Genomic DNA, 17,610 nt, shown 5'->3' with positions numbered 1-17,610 from the left:
CCTCCAGACGGGTCAGGTTTCCTGATCAGCGGCCCTTGCGCGCCGGTTTCGGAGCTTAATCAAAAGTCGAAGGGGGACGACGCGAGGCTCACCGCCCAGATCAACGTAGCGACGAATGACCTGTCAGAAATGCCGGTGCCGGGCCTGCCCGATTAAGGGCCATCCGTGCTGCCGGCGCCGTTGACCCGTTGGCTGTCGCCATAGTGGGGCCAACTCCTGTCGATCGGTCCTCGCCCACCGCCTACTCCGTCTCCGACTCCCCTTCAGGAGCAGCCACTTCGCCGCTGAGGACGAAGCCAATGCAGTGGGCTTAATGAGCAACTCATCAGGCAGGGACCGACGGCATCTGGGGCGCCGGGTCTCCGAGGCACCGCCGTCGGCACCGCCCTGTCCCCAAGGGTTTTGCCGCCACCCATGCTTGAGACAGCAATACCGTTGCAGTCAGGGGTTGGGAAAGGTGGGGGCAGCGGCTCGAGCGCTCCCTGATGCAACCGCCCAGGTAGAGCCTGGGGCCGGCGAGCGTTCGCTGAAGGTTCAGGTCGCCAACCTTCCGGGGGAGCTCGGGGCCGCGCCGCCCCACCCCGCGCTGGGTTGAAGAGGTGGGGGCAGCGGCTACTGCATGGCACCGCCGGAGGCGTCGGTGCCACATGGACGACGCTAGCGGCCCGGGAGCCACGCGCGCTTGGCAGGCGCTGTGGCAGGACCTCAACCGCTCCGGCCCAGGCGGCTTTTTTGTTATGGGTGGTGGCATACACCCCGCGTTCGAAATCCGGGTGAAGACAGCAAACGCCCATTGACTCGTAGCCAGCAGAGCCCGGAGGTGCCTAGTGCCCCGCGGCGTGGGCGGGTGCTGCCTCGGTTACGGCGCCTTGGGTGCCGTCGGCGTTGAGGACCCGGTAGCGGGTGATCATGCCGGCGCTGATGTGGTCGTTGACGTGGCAGTGGAACAGCCAGGTTCCCACGTCGTCCGGCACCATGTCCGCCACCACCATGCTGGCGGGCAGGAGGTTGACAACGTCGGTCCGCATGCCGAGAGCCGTTACCGTGTTGCCGTGCCAGTGCGGGGTGTGCAGGTCCACCTCGGTGCCCATGCCCATGAGGTACCAGCGGACGTGTTCGCCCTTCTTCATGGTCATGGTTTCGATCGGCTGGTTACCGAAGACGTAGCCGTTGATCGAGTGCATCATGTTGCTTTCCTGGAAGCCTTCGTCATCGGTCTTCACCGTGGAGGGCTTGCCGGTGAACTTGTCGATGTTCTCCTGCAGGTACGGGCTGTGGTTTTCGTTACTGACCTTGAACTGCAGGAAGAACTCGCGGTCGACGTCGTTCGGGGTGCCGTCAGCGCGGGCGTTGCTGGCCCTGGTGATCACCATGGGGCCGACCAGCCCGGAGTAGTCGTCCGCCACCTCGTCGGTGTGCGAGTGGTACATCCACATCACGGAGCTGCCGTCCATGGGGCCGGGACCGGCCCGCTCCGGGACCTCGTAGCTGTAGGTGTACGTGGCACCGGGGGCCACGCCGTCGTCGTTCTTCGCGGCGCCGGACGTGCCGTCAGCGTACGGGGCGCCTTCGCTGCTCTTGTCATAGAACACGCCGTGGACGTGTACCGACGCCGGCCGGTCCAGGTTGTTCTTGAACACCACCTTGATGGTGTCCCCGACGACGCCGCGGATCACCGGGCCCTGGAAGCCCAGGTGCTCTTCGGCCGGAGTCCGCTGCTTGAGGGTCTTGAACGTGGCGTCGGTGTAGGCCCGGTAGAGGGACTTAATGTATGTGCTGCCGATCCGGTCCGGGCCCTGTTTGGTGAACACCGACGCCTCCGGGTCGAACGGTTCACCCGTGATCTGGTTCTTGCCCGTGGGGGCGTAGTTCCACTCCACCTCATCCGCGGCGATGTAGTACGTGCGGGCCTGCGGCACGTAGGCGGTAGCGGTGCTGACCCTGGCGGTGGCCGTTCCCGATGCCAGGAACAGCGGCGCCAGCGCGGCCAGGATCCCCAGCAGAATCGTCCCGATGACCCATACCGGCGGGACCGATTGAGACCGCGCCTTCAAAAATCCATGGTTCTCCATGGCGTTCCTCCCCTGATTTAGTTGCCCGCCGCAACGGCCGGCCCGAATGGCACGAAGTTAGGGGTGTCCGCTTGTGAAATTCTTGGGGGCTTCATACGGGCGGGCCGCCCACCACCCAGTTGGGGGAAGGCCCGGGAAACAGCGCAGGGTTTTCCCAACCGGCACCGGAGATGGATGGAGCTTCCCCGCCTGTCCCGGAAATAGGCCGTCCGCCACCCACCGCCGCATAACACCGTCCCCCCGGCTCCGGTGGCTTCGCGACCCATCCTGCTCGACTGCATCGTCTTACCGGACTAAAGAACGCATGTGTCCCGATATTGGCAAGGTCCGGGCGACAGCGCCTACGTGCACTGTTGAATCCCATGCCAATATCCACGCATTCAGCACCGTTTTGGGAATCCGCTCATGGGCGACTATGAAGGCCGATGACGGGTAAGGCATGGCGTACGGCGATACACCCCTCCGACCGGCCCGACAGAGGCGCGTCTCGGCAGCCAGGGATCCGGGAAGGGAACCAAGGCTGCTGAGAATACCTGGGCGACTCTCCCTGAACGGAGCCCATCAGATATGATCCGGCAGCCGCCGGAAACGGCGATTACGACCTAAAGACCCGAGTAATTGCTAGTGCTGCAGTGGTTAGTCCACCGGATGCCCGGGCTTAATGCTCTACATCAGCGTGACTGACAAGAGCTCGGCTGGGCCAGACCTGTTCCGCAAGCGAGAGGACTGGAGGGAGGGCAGGGTTGTCCGAGTCTCCCCGCCAGGCCATCCGCAGGTAGATCGGTAGGGTCTCGTCGAGGACCCGTATGAATCGCACGTGTGGATCAGTGACATTTTCTGCAACCGAGGAAACCGTCAGGGAACATCCCACTTCGGCCCCGACCAGAGCCATTGCTGTCCAGGAGTCCGGCGCCCTTTGCACGATGTCAGGATCAAACCCTGCACCTAGGCTTAGTCGGCGCAGGCGGTCACCCAGTACGGACCCTTCATGCGGGGGAAGCGCGACGAACGGTTCCCCAGCCAGTTCCTCGATGTGGATGTCTTCCCGGGAGGCCAGTCGGTGAGATGCCGGGACGGCCATGACGAGGTGTTCTTCAACGACGATGCGGGATGTGACACCGGCGGGCACAAAATCCCAGCGGCCGAGACTGATATCGACTTCGCCTCGGAGAACGCGGGCGAGGGCAGGGAGCGCGAAGTCCTGACTGTTCAGGCGAACTTCTATCCCAGGGTGGATCTTCCGAACTTCCCGGGCGAGTACTCCCACCAGTACGTGGGTTGATGCGCCGGCGTAGGCGAGCTTGACCACTCCCACTTCCCCGCGGCCAGCGGCAAGCGCGCTGGCTCTTGCACGCTCCGCTGCGGCGAGGATCTCGCCGGCTGATGCCATCATGGCCACTCCCGCCGCGGTGAGTTGAACGCTGCGTGTGCTCCGGATGAAAAGGTCAACCCCAAGGTCTCTCTCGAACTGCCGCACTATCCGGCTGACGGGCGGTTGGGCCATATGGAGTCGGGTCGCCGCCCGGCCGAAATGCAATTCCTCCGCTACGGCGAGGAACACCCGCAGTTGCTGAATCTCCATTCCCCCATTATTGCAGAAGTATCAATAATCTGACGCTCAATAAGTATTGGACGCGCTGTAATCACCGATGGGATAGTGAAAACGAACCCCCTATGGAAGAGGACCCATGACATTGCAGAGCAGCAGCGCCGCTCCCCCGGCTCCGGGGGCTGCCGACGACCGCCAACCCGGCCACGCACGCCGGGACGCCTTTGGCCGCGAGGTGAGCGGCCCTTTGGCCGGAATTGTCATTGCCGACTTCAGCCGGGTCCTCGCCGGGCCGTATTGCACCATGCTCCTGGCGGATATGGGTGCCACAGTCATCAAGGTCGAAAGCCCTTCCGGCGATGAAACCCGGGCATGGAAGCCCCCGGTCTATGACGGCCAATCCACGTACTACCTCTCAATCAACAGGAACAAGAGGTCCATCGCCCTGGACTTCGGCGATAGCGACGAAATTGAGACGGCAAGAGACATTGCTGCGGGCGCCGACGTCGTCATTGAGAACTTCAAGCCTGGCGGGCTTGACCGCTTCGGCTTGGACTATGCGTCTATCGCTGAACGCAACCCCGCCGTAATCTACGCGTCCATCACCGGGTTCGGCTCCGCCGGCGGAACAGCCCTGCCGGGCTACGACCTGCTCGTCCAGGCCATGTCCGGGCTCATGAGCCTCACCGGGGACCCAGACTTTCCTGCATACCGTTCCGGTGTTGCGGTCTTTGATGTCATCACAGGACTCCATGCCGCCATTGGCGTGCTGTCAGCCCTGCACGAACGCAGCCAGAGCGGCCGCGGACAGCGCATCGAGGTGAACCTGATGTCATCGGCCCTGTCAGGCATGGTTAACCAGACAGGCGGATTCCTGCTCAGCGGAAACGTGCCCACCCGCATGGGCAACGAACACCCCAGCATCTACCCCTATGAACCGCTCCCTACGTCAGACGGGGAAATTGTCCTGGCCATCGGCAACGACCGGCAATTCCGGACGCTTTGCAACGTCATTGGCGCCCCCGCACTCACCGACGATCCCCGGTTCACCACACCCCCGGACCGCAGCCTCAACCGCTCGGCACTGCGCCCGATCCTGCACGACCTGCTGGCTGTCAGGACCGCCTCAGAGTGGTTCGACATCTTCACCGAGGCACGGCTGCCATGTGCTCCGATCAATGATGTCCGCGGTGGGATTGATTTTGCCCGGCGCCTGGGACTGGAACCGGTAGTGGAAGTGGGCGCCGGTGAAGAAACCATCCCCGGGGTCCGTAACCCGATCACCTTTTCAGCGACGCCCGCCAGCTACGACCTCGTGCCGCCAGGCATCGACGCAGACCGAGGGGACATCCTCCAGTGGCTGCAGTCGTCGCCGCAACGCTAGCCCGCTCCCGAAGCGGCCACCCAACAAGCAACCAGCACCCGCCCGCGGAAACATAAAGGACCTGTCATGACCACCACTGCAACTGCCCGCACCACCGTGAACTCCGACTACTTCAACCTCGACGACGAACTGGGACCCGAAGAGCTGGCAATCCGCGACAAGGTCCGCCGGTTCGCCGAAGAACGCGTTCTTCCCGTCATCAACGACTACTGGGAGCGGGCGGAGTTCCCGGACGAACTGCTGCCCGGCCTCGCGGACCTTGGCATCATCGGAACCTATATTCAGGGCTACGGATGCCCGGGGATGAGCCGCAAGGGCGCGGGAATGGTCGCGCGCGAAATGGCGCGGGCCGACGGAAGCATCAACACCTTTCTGGGAGTCCACTCCAACCTCTGCATGGGCGCCCTGTACATGCTGGGCAACGACGAGCAGCGGCAGCGCTGGCTGCCTGCCATGGCCCGGCTGGAGAAGACGGGCGCGTTCGCCCTCACCGAGCCGAACCACGGGTCCGACACAGTGGCGCTGGAAACGAGCGCCCGCCGCGAGGGCGACACCTGGATCATCAACGGCCACAAACGCTGGATCGGCAACGGCCACGCGGCCGACGTCGTGGTCCTGTTCGCCCGCAACACCGAAGACGGCAAGGTCAACGCCTTCGTCGTCGAAAAGGACGCGGCCGGTAACCACCCGGCCGGCTACAACCCCACCGTCATCACCGGCAAGATCGGCAAACGCGCCATCCTGCAGGCCGACATCGTCATCGAGGGCATGCGGATCCCGGAGACCAACCGGCTTCAGAACTGCAGGTCCTTCGCCGATGTCTCCCGCGTTCTGCAGGCAACCCGCGGCGGCGCCGCATGGGAAGCCGTCGGCCACGCCATGGCCTGCTTCGAGATCGCAGCCGATTATGCCGCCAGGCGGGTCCAGTTCGGCAACCCGATCGCCGGCTACCAGCTGGTCCAGCACCGGCTCGCCAACATGCTCAGCGAGCTGACCGCGATGCAGCTCATGTGTAATCGCATGTCTGAACTGGCCGAGAAAGGCACCCTGACCAACGCCATGGCGTCCATGGTCAAGATGGCCACCGCACAAAAGGGCAAATGGATCTGCAACGAGGCACGCGAACTGCTCGCCGGCAACGGCCTGCTGCTCGAAAACCATGTCGCACGCCACCTGACCGACATGGAGGTCGTTTCCACCTACGAGGGAACCGACTCCATCCAGGCACTTCTCGTAGGCCGCGACATCACGGGCATCTCAGCCTTCCGCTGACCCGGGAACGCGTCCTGCCTCAGACCCTCTCCCCAACCAAAATTCCATTAGGAGCTTTTCCATGCCCGAAGCATTCCTCATCGGCGGTGCCCGCACCCCCGTCGGCCGCTACGGCGGCGCCCTCAGTTCCGTCCGCCCGGACGATCTGGCCGCCGTGGCCGTCCGCGCCGCCGTCGAACGCGCAGGCCTTGACCCGGCCGTCGTGGACGAGGTGATCCTCGGCAACGCCAACGGTGCCGGTGAGGAAAACCGCAACGTTGCACGCATGGCCTGGCTGCTCGCCGGCTTTCCTGACACGGTCCCCGGCGTCACCGTCAACCGCCTCTGCGCCTCCGGCCTCAGCGCTATCATCATGGCCTCCCACATGGTTAAAGCCGGCGCCGCGGATATCGTGGTTGCAGGCGGCGTCGAATCCATGAGCCGCGCGCCGTGGGTCATGGAGAAACCCGACAAGCCCTACGCCAAGCCCGGCGCCGTCGTTGACACCTCCATCGGGTGGCGGTTTCCCAACCCGGCCTTCCTCACTGGGGAACTCTCCCGCGACGGCAAGGCCACCTATTCCATGCCGGAAACCGCTGAGGAAGTAGCCAGGTTGTACGGCATCTCCCGCGACGACTGCGACGCCTTCGCCGTCCGCTCCCACGAACGCGCCCTCGCCGCCATCGAATCCGGGCGCTTCGCCGACGAAATTATCCCCGTCACGGTTAAGGGCCGCAAAGGCACCCCGACCATTGTGGACACCGATGAAGGTCCGCGCCCCGGAACCACCATGGACGTCCTCGCCGGCTTGCGCCCAGTGGTTAAAGGCGGTTCAGTCGTCACCGCGGGCAACGCGTCCACGCTCAACGACGGCGCCTCCGCCATCATCGTCGCGTCCGAGTCCGCCGTGCAGAGGTATGGCCTGACTCCCCGCGCACGCATCCTCGACGGCGCGTCAGCCGGTGTCGCCCAGGAAATCATGGGCATCGGCCCGGTTCCTGCAACCCGCAAAGTCCTGGAACGGACGGGCACGGCAGTGAGTGACCTGGCCGCCGTCGAGCTTAACGAGGCTTTCGCCTCGCAGGCCCTGGCCTGCATGCGCGAGCTCAAGCTCGAACCAGACATTGTGAACAACGACGGCGGCGCGATCGCCTTGGGCCATCCGCTCGGCTCCTCCGGCTCCCGCCTGGTCATCACCCTGCTTGGGCGGCTTGAACGGGAAGCCACCGGCGGCCGGAGGCTGGGCCTCGCCACGATGTGCGTCGGCGTCGGCCAAGGCACGGCGCTGCTGCTGGAAGGCATCTAATGACAGAGGTAATGGACGACGCCGGCACCCGACTCGGTGCCGGCAGTTTCGGAGCGCTGCTGGTAGAGGAATATGAGGACCGTTTGCTGGTCCGGTTGCACCGGCCCGAAGTCAGGAACGCCATCGACCAGCAGATGGTGGACGAACTGCACCATGTCTGCGCCTACTTGGAGCGGACGCCCAGGATCCTGATCCTCTCCGGCACGCAGGCCGATCAGGCAACGGGCGCCAAGGCCATCTTCGCCTCGGGCGCCGACATCGCCCAGCTCCGCGAGCGGCGACGCGACGACGCACTGGCCGGGATCAACTCCGGCATCTTCGACCGCATCGCCAAGCTTCCCATGCCGGTCATCGCAACCCTGGACGGGTATGTCCTCGGCGGTGGTGCAGAACTGGCGTATGCCGCCGATTTCCGCATCGGCACCGACGCCGTGCGGATGGGGAACCCCGAAACGAACCTGGGCATTCTGGCCGCCGCTGGCGCCACATGGCGGCTGAAGGAACTCGTTGGGGAGCCACGGGCCAAGCAGATCCTCCTCGCAGGCAAGGTGCTGACCGGGCAGGAATGCCTTTCGTCGGGTCTCATCACCGAGCTGGTTGGGCCTGACGAATTGATGGACGCCGCGCATGCACTGGCGGACTCCATCGCGGCGCAGGATCCCTTGGCGGTGCGCATTACCAAGTCCGTATTCCATGCTCCCCGGGAAGCCCATCCCGTCATCGACACCGTTGCCCAGGGAATGCTCTTCGAGTCCCAGGCCAAGTTCGACCGCATGCAGGCATTCCTCGACAGGAAGAAGAAGTAAATGACCAGCCCCCTCTCTGAAGCAGCATCTGACGTGCAGTCCCCCGAACCTCCTGCCGGACTGCCCGCACGGGTTGGCGTCCTGGGCGGTGGCCGGATGGGTGCCGGCATCGCCCACGCGTTCCTGGTCACGGGCGCCGACGTGCTGGTGGTGGAGCGTGACGGGCAGTCTGCCGAGGCTGCCAGGGAACGGGTGGAGTCCGCGGCGGCCAAAAGCATCCAGCGCGGCGCGACCGACGCGAACCTGGAAGAAATGGCCTCGCGGCTGACCGTGAGCGTGGACTATGACGCGTTCACAGACCGGCAACTGGTGGTGGAAGCCGTCCCGGAAGATTGGAACCTGAAGGTAGCATCGCTGCGCGGGATCGAAGACCGGCTGCAACGGGACGCGTACCTGGCGTCCAACACGTCGTCGCTGTCGGTCAACGGACTCGCCAAGGAATTGAAGCGGCCCGGCAACTTCCTGGGCCTGCACTTCTTCAACCCCGTACCGGCGTCCACCCTGATCGAGGTGGTGCTGGGCGAACAGACCGCACCGCAATTGGCTGCGGAGGCGAAAAGGTGGGTGGAGGCTCTCGGCAAGACCGCCGTCGTCGTCAATGACGCCCCGGGGTTTGCGTCCTCGCGGCTGGGCGTGGCAATTGCACTGGAGGCGATGCGGATGGTGGAGGAAGGCGTCGCCTCGGCAGAGGACATCGACAACGCCATGGTGCTGGGCTACAAGCACCCCACCGGTCCGCTGCGCACCACGGATATCGTCGGCCTGGACGTCCGCCTGGGCATCGCCGAGTACCTGCAGTCCACCCTGGGCGACAGGTTCGCCCCGCCGCAGATCCTGCGCAACAAGGTGGCCCGCGGCGAACTCGGCCGCAAAACCGGCAAGGACTTCTTCGACTGGAACTAAATCAGCATGAGGCTGACAGCCCCGGGTCCCTCTACAGGACCCGGGGCTTCTTTCCCATGGAGTCGAACAGCTGGGTGGAGGACAGGGCGTTGAAGGGCATGGCCACATTGTGCTCGAGGCCCTTGAGGTGGGCGGCCTTGAGGTCCTTCAGCAGTACCGCCAGGGCGGTGTCCGCGGTCCATTCCGAGACGGAGTCCCAGTTCCGGGCCACCCAGCTGTCGCCGGTGCTTGCCTTGAACAGGTTCAGCAGCTCGTCCTGTGGCAGGTTGTACTGTGCACCGAACTTGAGCCCTTCGGCCACAGCGTTCATGGTGATGCCCAGGATGAGGTTGTTGACCAGTTTCGCGGCCTGGCTGTTGCCCGGTTTGTCGCCGTAGTAGAAGGTGTTGGATCCGACGGCGTCGAAATAGGGCCGCGCCGCATCCACCTGCTCCTCGGGACCGGAGGCCATGATCGAGAGAGTGCCGGCCTCGGCACCGGTGGCGCCGCCACTGACGGCGGCGGCGATCAGCTTCGCGTAGCCGTTTTCCTCCACCTGCCGGCCCAGTTCGTTCATGGTGTCGGGGTCCAGCGTGCTCATGACGATGATGGTGACGTTCTGGGGGCCGGCCGACAGCAGCCCGCCCTCGCCGAGGATGACGTCCACGTTCTGGGCGTAGTCGCGGACCATGGAGACGATGGCGTCGTCGGCCTTTTCGGCCAATTCCGTCAGCGATTCTGCCACTGTGATTCCTGCGGCTGTTGCTTTCTCGCGGGATCCCGCGAAGGCGTCGTAGCCGATGACTTCGAAGCCGGCCTTGTTCAGGTTGACCGCCATGGGAAGTCCCATGGTTCCGAGTCCCACCAAACCGATTTTCTTACTCACGATGAGTTCCCTTTCGCTGTCAGTTGGTGGCGGCTTCGGAGGTCATGCCGCGTTCCGCCATGACCTCCTTGACCAGGGTCAGGCCGTTGAGGACGCGGGGAAATCCGATGTAGGGGATGCACTGGATCAGGGCGCCGACGATCTTTTCCTTGGTCAGGCCAACGTTGAAGCCGACGTTGATGTGCAGCTTCAGCTGGACCTCGGTGCCCAAAGCGGCCAGCGTGGAGATGGTCACCATGGTCTGTTCCTGCTGGGTCAGGCTGTCCCGCGAGTAGATGTCCCCAAAGGCGAAGGAGACGATGTAGTCCGACAGTTCAGCATCGAGTGCCGCGTAGGACTCCACCAGCTTGGCGTGGTCGAAGGTGTTGTTGTGTTCGGTGGAGACGAGTTCCATCATGCGGTCCAGTCCGCGCTGGTAACGGTCAGTGCTCATGGTGCTGCCCTTCTAGGCTTTGGTGTGGAGTAATTGTTGGGTAGCATTAATGAAACGCTACGTTGCGTTTCAATATTAGCACTCGGCTTTTGTGAAGCGAAAGAGGTCTTTTCTCAATGAACGGTACAGACGCGGTCGACGGCGGCACGGCCGAGGCAACAGCCTCAGGCCACCAGAGGCGCCGCGCGCGTACAGAACGGGTGGTCCAGGACGCTACGCGCGAACTGCTGGCGGAATCCGGTTTCGGCAGCCTGACCATCGAACGCGTTGCCGAACGGTCCGGCGTCGCGAAATCCACCATCTACCGCCGGTACCGGTCCCGCAATGACCTGGCGCTGGCGGTCCTGCTGGACATGCTGGGCGATGTCAGCACCCTGCCGTACGCCAAGGACACCAGGCAGGAATTGACCCGCCTGGTGGACCGGACTGTCGACCTGATGTCCAACTCCCTGTTGGGACGGATCATGCAGGGCCTGGTTTCCGAAGTGGCTGCCGACGTCGAACTTGCCAAAACCTACCGGGAGACAGTGGTGGCCAAGCGCGTGCGGGAGGTCACCGCCCTGGTGGAACGTGGCGTCGAACGCGGCGAACTGCGGGAAGGGCTGGACCCCGAACTGGTAACGGACGTTCTGCTCGGACCCATTTATTATCGGCTGTTCCTCAGCGGCGAGCCCCTCGACGAACGGTTCGGCGGGCAGCTGGTCGCGGCCCTGTATCCCGCCTTCGCGAAGGACCACCCGGGTTAACTGCCGCCGCCAGGTTGCGGTCAAGGTGACCGCAACCTGGCGACTTGGCACGTCCTCCTGGCTCACCGGGCCCCGGGGCTGCGTACCAGCTTCTTGTTGGCAAACTCATTGAAGCCAAACCGGGCCAGCTCCCGCCCAAAACCAGAGCCCTTGACGCCCCCGAACGGCAGGTCCGGGGAGCTCTTGCTGGTGCTGTTGATCCACACCATGCCCACTTCGAGCCCATCGGCCAGCCGCTCCGCTTTCGTCGTGTCGGCGGTGAAGATGCTGGAGGACAGGCCGAACGGCGAGTTATTAGCGAGCTCGGTTGCCTCCTCCACGGAGCCGACGCGGTAGACGACAGCGGCGGGCCCGAACAGTTCCTCGGCGAAGGCGCGCATGTCCGGGGTGACGCCGGCCAGGACCGTGGCGGGGTAATAGGCGCCCGGGCCGTCCGGCCGCTGGCCGCCCAGCAGCAACGACGCCCCCTTGGCCACCGCGTCCTGGACCAGCTCGTCGAGCTCTTCAACGCCCGCCGCGGATGAGAGCGGCCCGAGCTTGGTGTGGGGATCGGTGGGATCGCCCAGCTGCCACCCGGCCATCGCGTCGACGAACTTCTGAAGGAACTCCTCGTACACGCTGTCCGCCACTATGAACCGCTTCGACGCCGTGCATGCCTGGCCCCCGTTGGAGAGCCGCCCCACGACGGCGGCGCCCGCAGCCGCGTCGATGTCGGCGTCGTCGAGGACAATGAACGGGTCCGAACCGCCAAGCTCCAGGACGCACTTCTTCAAATGCCGGCCCGCCACCTCACCGACGGCCGCCCCCGCCTTCTCCGACCCCGTCAGCGAAACCCCCTGCACGCGCCCGTCCGCGACGGCGGCCGCCACCTGCGCAGAGGAAATGAAGGCGTTGAGGTACACGCCGTCCGGCAAGCCGGCCTCGCCCAGGACCCGCTCGATGGCCAGGGCGGACTGGGGGCAGTTGCGCGCGTGCTTGAGGATGATCGTGTTGCCGAGCGCGATGTTTGGAGCGGCAAACCTGGCCACCTGGTAGTACGGATAGTTCCAGGGCATGACTCCGACCAGGGGCCCGATGGGTTCAGTGCGGACTACAGCCGTTCCGGGGCCCTTGATGGTCAGCTCCTCGTCCGCGAGGTACTCCTCGAGGTGGTCGGCGTAGTGCTGGTAGATGGATGCCACCAGTTCCACCTCTCCTCTGGCCTGGGCAATCGGCTTGCCCATTTCCAGGGTGAGCAGCTTGGCCAGTTCACCGGCCTGCTCGCGGTGGAGTTCCGCCGCCCGGGTGAGGACAGCCCGGCGCTGCTCCAGGGGTGTGGTGCGCCAGGACCGGTAGGCCGCGGCGCTCTGTCCGATCATGCTGTCCAGGCCGGCGTCGGAGATTTCCGGGTACTGTGCGGTTATGTCCCCGGTCGCCGGGTCGGCGGTGGTGTACACGCCCATGGTTTGTTCTCCTTTGTCGTGAAAGCTTGGTGGATCGTGGCCTTAGGCGGCGACGGCGGCGGCCGGCTTCAGCTCGAAGCCGCGGTATCCGTTGGCAGTGACGTCGTCCAGGACGCCGCGGTAGTTGCCCAGGCCACCCAGGTAGAACAGCACGCTGGGCTTCTTGCCCGGGACGTTCGCGCCGAAGATCCAGGACTCAACCTTGGTGAAGACGGTCATGTTTGCGATCTGCGTGCAAAGCTCGGTCCATTCGGCTTCGGCCTCGGCAGTGGGCTCGATGGCCTGGATGCCTGTCCGCTCGGCGTAGTCGATGGTCTCGCTGATCCACTCGACCTGGGTCTCGATGCTCGGCGGCAGGTTGGTGAACGGGCCGTTGGGTCCCAGCACCATGAACCAGTTGGGGAAGTTCGCGGTGGACATGCCCAGGTAGCTGGTGGGCTGCCCGTCCCAGTGGTCGTTGATGTTCAGCCCTTCACGGCCCGTGATCTCCATGCGGCGGTAGTTGCCGTCCACTGCATCGAACCCGGTGGCGAAGACGATGACATCCAGTTCGTGGAGCACGCCGTCCTCGGTCAGCACGCCCTTGGCGGTGACTTCGCGGATGGGGTTTTCCTTGATGGCCACTGCCTCGACGTTGGGGCGGTTGAACACCTGGAAGTAGCCGTCGTCGCAGAGCGGGCGCCGGGCGAACAAGCCTGTCGGCGTCAGCTTGCGTGCCGTCTCCGGGTCCTCGATGGTCTCGACGATCTTGTTCCGGATGAAGGCTGCCGCCGTCTCGTTGGCTTCCTCATCGGTGGCGATGTCGCTGAAAGTTTCGAACATGAAGCGGAAGCCACCGCCGTAGTCCCAGGCTTTCTCGAACACTCGAATGCGTTCTTCTTCCGAGACGCTCATGGCCGGGACAGTGCTCTCCTCGAAGCCGAAGGCAACGCCGGAACCCTTGACCTGCGTCCAGATCCTGTCGTAGTCGGCCTTGATCGCGGCGATCTGCTGAGCGGCCACCGGGCGCTTGCCCACCGGGACGGAGTACTGCGGCGTCCGGACGAAAACCGTCAGGTGCTCCACTTCAGGAGCCAGAGCGGTGATGACCTGCTGGCCGGTGGAGCCGGTGCCGATCACGCCAACGCGGCGACCGGCCAGGGACTTGCCTTCCGGCCAGGCAGCAGTGTGGATGGTTTCGCCTTCAAACGTGTCGATGCCGGGGAGGTTGGGGAAGTTGATGGCAGAAAGCAGCCCCACGGCGTTGACGACGTACTTGGCCCGGTACACCGCGCCGCCGCCGGTAGTGACTTCCCACAGGCCCTCGTCTTCGCGGTAGGTAGCGGACTTGACCTCCGTGCCGAAGCGGAAGTGGCGGCGGAGGTCGAAGCGGTCAACGACGCCTTCGAGGTACTCGAGGATCTCCGGCTGGGTGATGTAGGTGTGCTTCCAGGTGCCGTCCTGCAGGAGGTCCTTATCGAAGGAGAAGCGGTAGACGTGGCTCTCGGTGTCGGAGAGTGCGCCGGGGTAGCGGTTCCAGTACCAGGTGCCGCCGGGACCGTCGGCCTTGTCGAAACCGACAACGGTCAGGCCCTGCTCGTTGTGCAGCTTGTGGACGGCGTAGATGCCGCCGAAGCCGGCGCCGATGACGACGACGTCAACGGTGTGGAAAGTGTTCTGTGCAGTCATGGCGAACTCCTTTGTCGTTCTGATGCAGGGGACGAAATAGTGGATGGTGTGGGTGCAGCGTGGGGCGACCGGGTTATTTCCGGCACCAGGCGGCGAGTTTCTCGAACTCCTGGGCGACAAGTGCGGAGCGCCCCGCCAGGAACGGGTAGACATGTTGCTGTCCCTCGCCGATGGACAAGGTGACGTCCACACCTGCTGCCTTGGCTCGCTCCTCAAGACGGGTGGCGTTGTCCAGGAGTGATTCCACGCTGCCGGCGGTGATGTACAGGCGCGGGAATCCGGTGAAGTCCGCGTGGAGTGGGTTCGCCAGCGGGGTGGTGGGGTCCACGGTGCCTCCGAGGACCCCGGCGATCATGCCTTCGAGCAGTTCCGGGGTGATCAGGGCGTCGGTGTCGTTGTTGGTGACGAGGGTTTCGCCCTTGTTCTCCATGTCCAGCCACGGGGAGAAGGCGATGACCTGGCCGGGGCCGGGCTTTCCTTGCTCCTTGAGGGCAAGCGCAATGGTGATGGCAAGGTTGCCGCCGGCGGAATCGCCGATGGTGGTGATGTCTGCCGGTGCAATCCCTGAGGCAACGAGCGCTTCGAAGGCCGCGACGCCGTCGTCGATTTGTGCCGGGTGCTGGAACTCGGGGGCGCGGCGGTAGTCCAGCACGAAGCTTACGGAACCGAGGGCCTTGGCGACATGGGCTGCAAGCTTGCGGTGGCTTGCGGCGGATCCGACGGCGAATCCGCCGCCATGGGTGTACAGGAGCACCTTGGTCCTGTCCGCGCCCTTGGGCAGGCACCAGATGCCCGGAACGCCGCCAAGCGTGTCCTCGCGGTACATCACGCCCTCCGGCTCGACTGTCGGCTGGTGCCACTCGTCGAAAATGGAGCGGAACAGGCGCATGGTCAGGTCGGGCGTTGTGGCCATGATCTGGGCCCAGTCAGCGTAGAGGTTGCGCAGTACGTCCTGGCTCTTGCCGTCGGCAGACGTGACGCCGGACTGTTCAACAACATTGATAGTCATGATGGTTTCCTTTGACTTGCTCGGTCTCTTGCCTGTGGCCTCTTCCCTGTTGCGATCGCCGCCACGGCATCTGGAATCAAAGGTAGAAGTGTGCTCCATGCCACAGGTGTTCCAATTTGAAACACTGCCCGGGAGCCGGGGAATTGATACCGGATGGAACACCAAAGGACCCGGCTATTGGTATTGGAAGATGCAGCAATAGTTGGTCATGATGAATGGATACCCATTGCCACAATGAAGAGGTGTTTCCCGCAATGCACGCATTCGCTGTCCTCCCGGACGATGCCACCATCCATGACCTGGAGTTGTCGACGCCAAGCCCCGAAGGGCGGCAGGTGCTCCTGAAAGTCATGCGGGCCGGCGTCTGCCACACCGACACTCACCTGCGCGAAGGCGGCTATGACCTGGGCAGCCGTGGCCAGATGAGCATGAAGGACCGCGGTATCCAGTACCCGATGGTTCTGGGTCACGAAGTAGTCGGCGTTGTCGCGCAGGTTGGCACGCACGTTGAATCCGTCCGCGTCGGCGACGTGCGCCTGATCTACCCGTGGATCGGCTGCGGCACGTGCCGTCAGTGCCGCGAAGGCCACGATAACCGCTGCGCGGCCGGACAGAACCTTGGGGTGGCCCGCCACGGCGGCTACGCCGAGTACATCATGGTGCCCGATGAGAAGTACCTCTTGGACATTGACGGCCTGGACCCGAGTTGGGCAGCGACGCTGGCGTGTTCCGGCCTCACCGCGCACAGTGCCGTGGACAAGGTTCTTCCCCTTGAACCAGACGAGCCCGTGGTCATCTTTGGGGCAGGAGGGCTCGGGCTGACTGCCATAGCGATCCTCCGGGCCCGGGGCCACCGCAACATCTGCACGGTCGATGTCGCGGAACGGAACCTTGCCCTGGCCCGGGAGATGGGCGCCACAAGCACGGTCCTCTCCGGAGCCGACGGCGGGGCAGCCGACATTCAACGCGCGGCAGGCGGACCCGCCAGCGCCGTCGTGGACTTCGTCAATAACGGCGCCACAGCCACATCCGCCTTCGATGTCCTCGCCAAGGCGGGGACAATGGTCCAGGTAGGACTCTTCGGCGGTGAGGTCACCCTACCCACTGCAATGCTGGCGCTGCGCATGATCCGCATCGAAGGCAGCTTTGTCGGGACGCTTTCCCAGCTGCAGGATCTGGTCCGCATTGCGAAAACAGGAAAACTGCCCACCATCCCCGTCTCCGAAAGGACCCTGTCTGCGGCCGAAGTTTCCCGGGCCCTGGACGACCTGACCGCCGGCGGTATCGCTGGACGCATCGTTTTGACTGCCTGAGAATGAGAAAGTGAAGGACAAATCACGCCGCGAAGACGCGCTCCGGAGCGCCCGGGAGCGGCTGATAACGGAGGGCCTCGTCAGGGCCTCCGTCCCTGCGTCGCTGGTAGCTGAAGAAATCGAACAGAGCTGGCGGCGCTCAGTCTCGCACCACGTAAATCCCGCAACAGGTCCCCACATCCTTGGTGAAGTCGATCCGGACAGCGCCATCCTGCGCGCTGCCGGAAGGATTTTGGACCAATGGCAAAACAACCTCACGGACACCCGTCTGGCCCTCTTCCTCGCCGACGAGGAGGGCAGGATCGTCTCGCGGCGCATTATTGACGCCCAGGACACGCGCACATTGGACAACGCCAACGCCGCGGAAGGGTTCGTCTTCTCCGAACAGGCCCTGGGCACCAACGGCCTCGGCACCCCCATTGAAGGGCGCGAAGTCGTTTTCGTCCGCGGCCATGAACACTTCAATGACGCGCTGGCCCGGCTGGCCTGCGCGGGAGCTCCCATCAAACACCCCATCACGGGCCGGATCGTGGGATCGCTGTCCATCGCATCCCATGTTGATGCTTCGAGTCCCCTGATGCTTTCCATGGCACGGCAGGCCGGTCATCAGATCGCTGAGGCACTCGAGCTCATGGCCGACTCCCGGAACCTTGAGCTGGCCCGAACCTACCGGCAGCTCCGGTCCTCCAAACACCCGGTTCTGGTCATGAACTCGGAAACCGTCATGACCGACCTGCCCGCACTCGCCCACTTTGACGCCGAGTCCCACGCCTATCTGTGGGAAATGCTGCGCATGCACCACTGGGACCAGGACAGGCTGCAACTCGAACTCCCCGTTCTCGGAACCGAAGCCATGGTGCGCC

At 64.3% G+C, this 17,610-nt stretch carries 14 protein-coding genes and 1 pseudogene; 8 read left to right on the top strand and 7 right to left on the bottom strand.

Annotated features, from left to right (window positions below):
• Positions 1–824: 824 nt before the first annotated feature.
• Positions 825–2,072, bottom strand: a complete 1,248-nt coding sequence (locus tag ACFQ50_RS06065; RefSeq protein WP_377994626.1) for a multicopper oxidase domain-containing protein — start codon at positions 2,070–2,072, stop codon at positions 825–827.
• 658 nt (positions 2,073–2,730) lie between these two features.
• On the bottom strand, positions 2,731–3,654 hold the full coding sequence (locus tag ACFQ50_RS06060) for a LysR substrate-binding domain-containing protein (protein WP_377994625.1): 924 nt from the start codon (positions 3,652–3,654) through the stop codon (positions 2,731–2,733).
• 106 nt (positions 3,655–3,760) lie between these two features.
• On the opposite strand from ACFQ50_RS06060, the gene ACFQ50_RS06055 reads away from it, so the two are divergent.
• From ACFQ50_RS06055 to ACFQ50_RS06035, 5 genes are all read left to right on the top strand, one after another.
• Positions 3,761–5,005, top strand: coding sequence for a CaiB/BaiF CoA transferase family protein (locus ACFQ50_RS06055; RefSeq protein WP_377994624.1), 1,245 nt, complete (start codon positions 3,761–3,763; stop codon positions 5,003–5,005).
• Between the two features lie 66 nt (positions 5,006–5,071).
• Positions 5,072–6,277: an acyl-CoA dehydrogenase family protein gene (locus tag ACFQ50_RS06050; protein ID WP_377994623.1), complete on the top strand. Its 1,206-nt coding sequence runs from the start codon at positions 5,072–5,074 to the stop codon at positions 6,275–6,277.
• 61 nt (positions 6,278–6,338) lie between these two features.
• Positions 6,339–7,562, top strand: coding sequence for an acetyl-CoA C-acyltransferase (locus tag ACFQ50_RS06045; protein ID WP_377994622.1), 1,224 nt, complete (start codon positions 6,339–6,341; stop codon positions 7,560–7,562).
• Positions 7,562–8,368 carry an enoyl-CoA hydratase/isomerase family protein gene (locus ACFQ50_RS06040; RefSeq protein ID WP_377994621.1) on the top strand — a complete coding sequence of 269 codons (807 nt, stop codon included), beginning with the start codon at positions 7,562–7,564 and terminating at the stop codon, positions 8,366–8,368. Before ACFQ50_RS06045 ends, ACFQ50_RS06040 begins: the two co-directional genes overlap by 1 nt.
• The gene (locus tag ACFQ50_RS06035) at positions 8,369–9,271 is read left to right on the top strand and encodes a 3-hydroxyacyl-CoA dehydrogenase family protein (protein WP_377994620.1); all 903 of its coding nucleotides are present in this window, start codon (positions 8,369–8,371) and stop codon (positions 9,269–9,271) included.
• Between the two features lie 31 nt (positions 9,272–9,302).
• Here ACFQ50_RS06035 and ACFQ50_RS06030 read toward each other — a convergent pair whose 3' ends face one another.
• Positions 9,303–10,136, bottom strand: a complete 834-nt coding sequence (locus ACFQ50_RS06030) for an NAD(P)-dependent oxidoreductase (RefSeq protein ID WP_377994619.1) — start codon at positions 10,134–10,136, stop codon at positions 9,303–9,305.
• A 19-nt stretch (positions 10,137–10,155) separates the two neighbouring features.
• Positions 10,156–10,569 (bottom strand): carboxymuconolactone decarboxylase family protein, encoded by a 414-nt coding sequence (locus ACFQ50_RS06025; RefSeq protein ID WP_377994618.1) that lies wholly within the window; start codon positions 10,567–10,569, stop codon positions 10,156–10,158.
• Positions 10,570–10,685: 116 nt separating this feature from the next.
• On the opposite strand from ACFQ50_RS06025, the gene ACFQ50_RS06020 reads away from it, so the two are divergent.
• On the top strand, positions 10,686–11,315 hold the full coding sequence (locus tag ACFQ50_RS06020) for a TetR/AcrR family transcriptional regulator (RefSeq protein WP_377994617.1): 630 nt from the start codon (positions 10,686–10,688) through the stop codon (positions 11,313–11,315).
• A 62-nt stretch (positions 11,316–11,377) separates the two neighbouring features.
• Here ACFQ50_RS06020 and ACFQ50_RS06015 read toward each other — a convergent pair whose 3' ends face one another.
• The 3 genes from ACFQ50_RS06015 to ACFQ50_RS06005 all read right to left on the bottom strand — a co-directional run bounded on the left by ACFQ50_RS06015 (position 11,378) and on the right by ACFQ50_RS06005 (position 15,434).
• Positions 11,378–12,757 carry an NAD-dependent succinate-semialdehyde dehydrogenase gene (locus ACFQ50_RS06015; RefSeq protein ID WP_377994616.1) on the bottom strand — a complete coding sequence of 460 codons (1,380 nt, stop codon included), beginning with the start codon at positions 12,755–12,757 and terminating at the stop codon, positions 11,378–11,380.
• A gap of 42 nt (positions 12,758–12,799) precedes the next feature.
• Entirely contained in the window at positions 12,800–14,425 is a 1,626-nt protein-coding gene (locus ACFQ50_RS06010; RefSeq protein WP_377994615.1) for a flavin-containing monooxygenase, read from the bottom strand.
• A 73-nt stretch (positions 14,426–14,498) separates the two neighbouring features.
• Positions 14,499–15,434, bottom strand: a complete 936-nt coding sequence (locus tag ACFQ50_RS06005; protein ID WP_377994614.1) for an alpha/beta hydrolase — start codon at positions 15,432–15,434, stop codon at positions 14,499–14,501.
• 254 nt (positions 15,435–15,688) lie between these two features.
• On the opposite strand from ACFQ50_RS06005, the gene ACFQ50_RS06000 reads away from it, so the two are divergent.
• Positions 15,689–16,747 (top strand): alcohol dehydrogenase, encoded by a 1,059-nt coding sequence (locus ACFQ50_RS06000; RefSeq protein ID WP_377994613.1) that lies wholly within the window; start codon positions 15,689–15,691, stop codon positions 16,745–16,747.
• Between the two features lie 10 nt (positions 16,748–16,757).
• Positions 16,758–17,360 (top strand): annotated as a pseudogene (locus ACFQ50_RS05995) (GAF domain-containing protein); the annotation flags it as partial.
• Positions 17,361–17,610: the final 250 nt, after the last annotated feature.

This window comes from Arthrobacter sp. NPDC056493, from assembly GCF_042795115.1.
GTDB lineage: Bacteria > Actinomycetota > Actinomycetes > Actinomycetales > Micrococcaceae > Arthrobacter.
The sequence above is the reverse complement of the archived record's forward strand: the minus strand, read 5'-3'. Positions and strand labels throughout refer to the sequence as shown.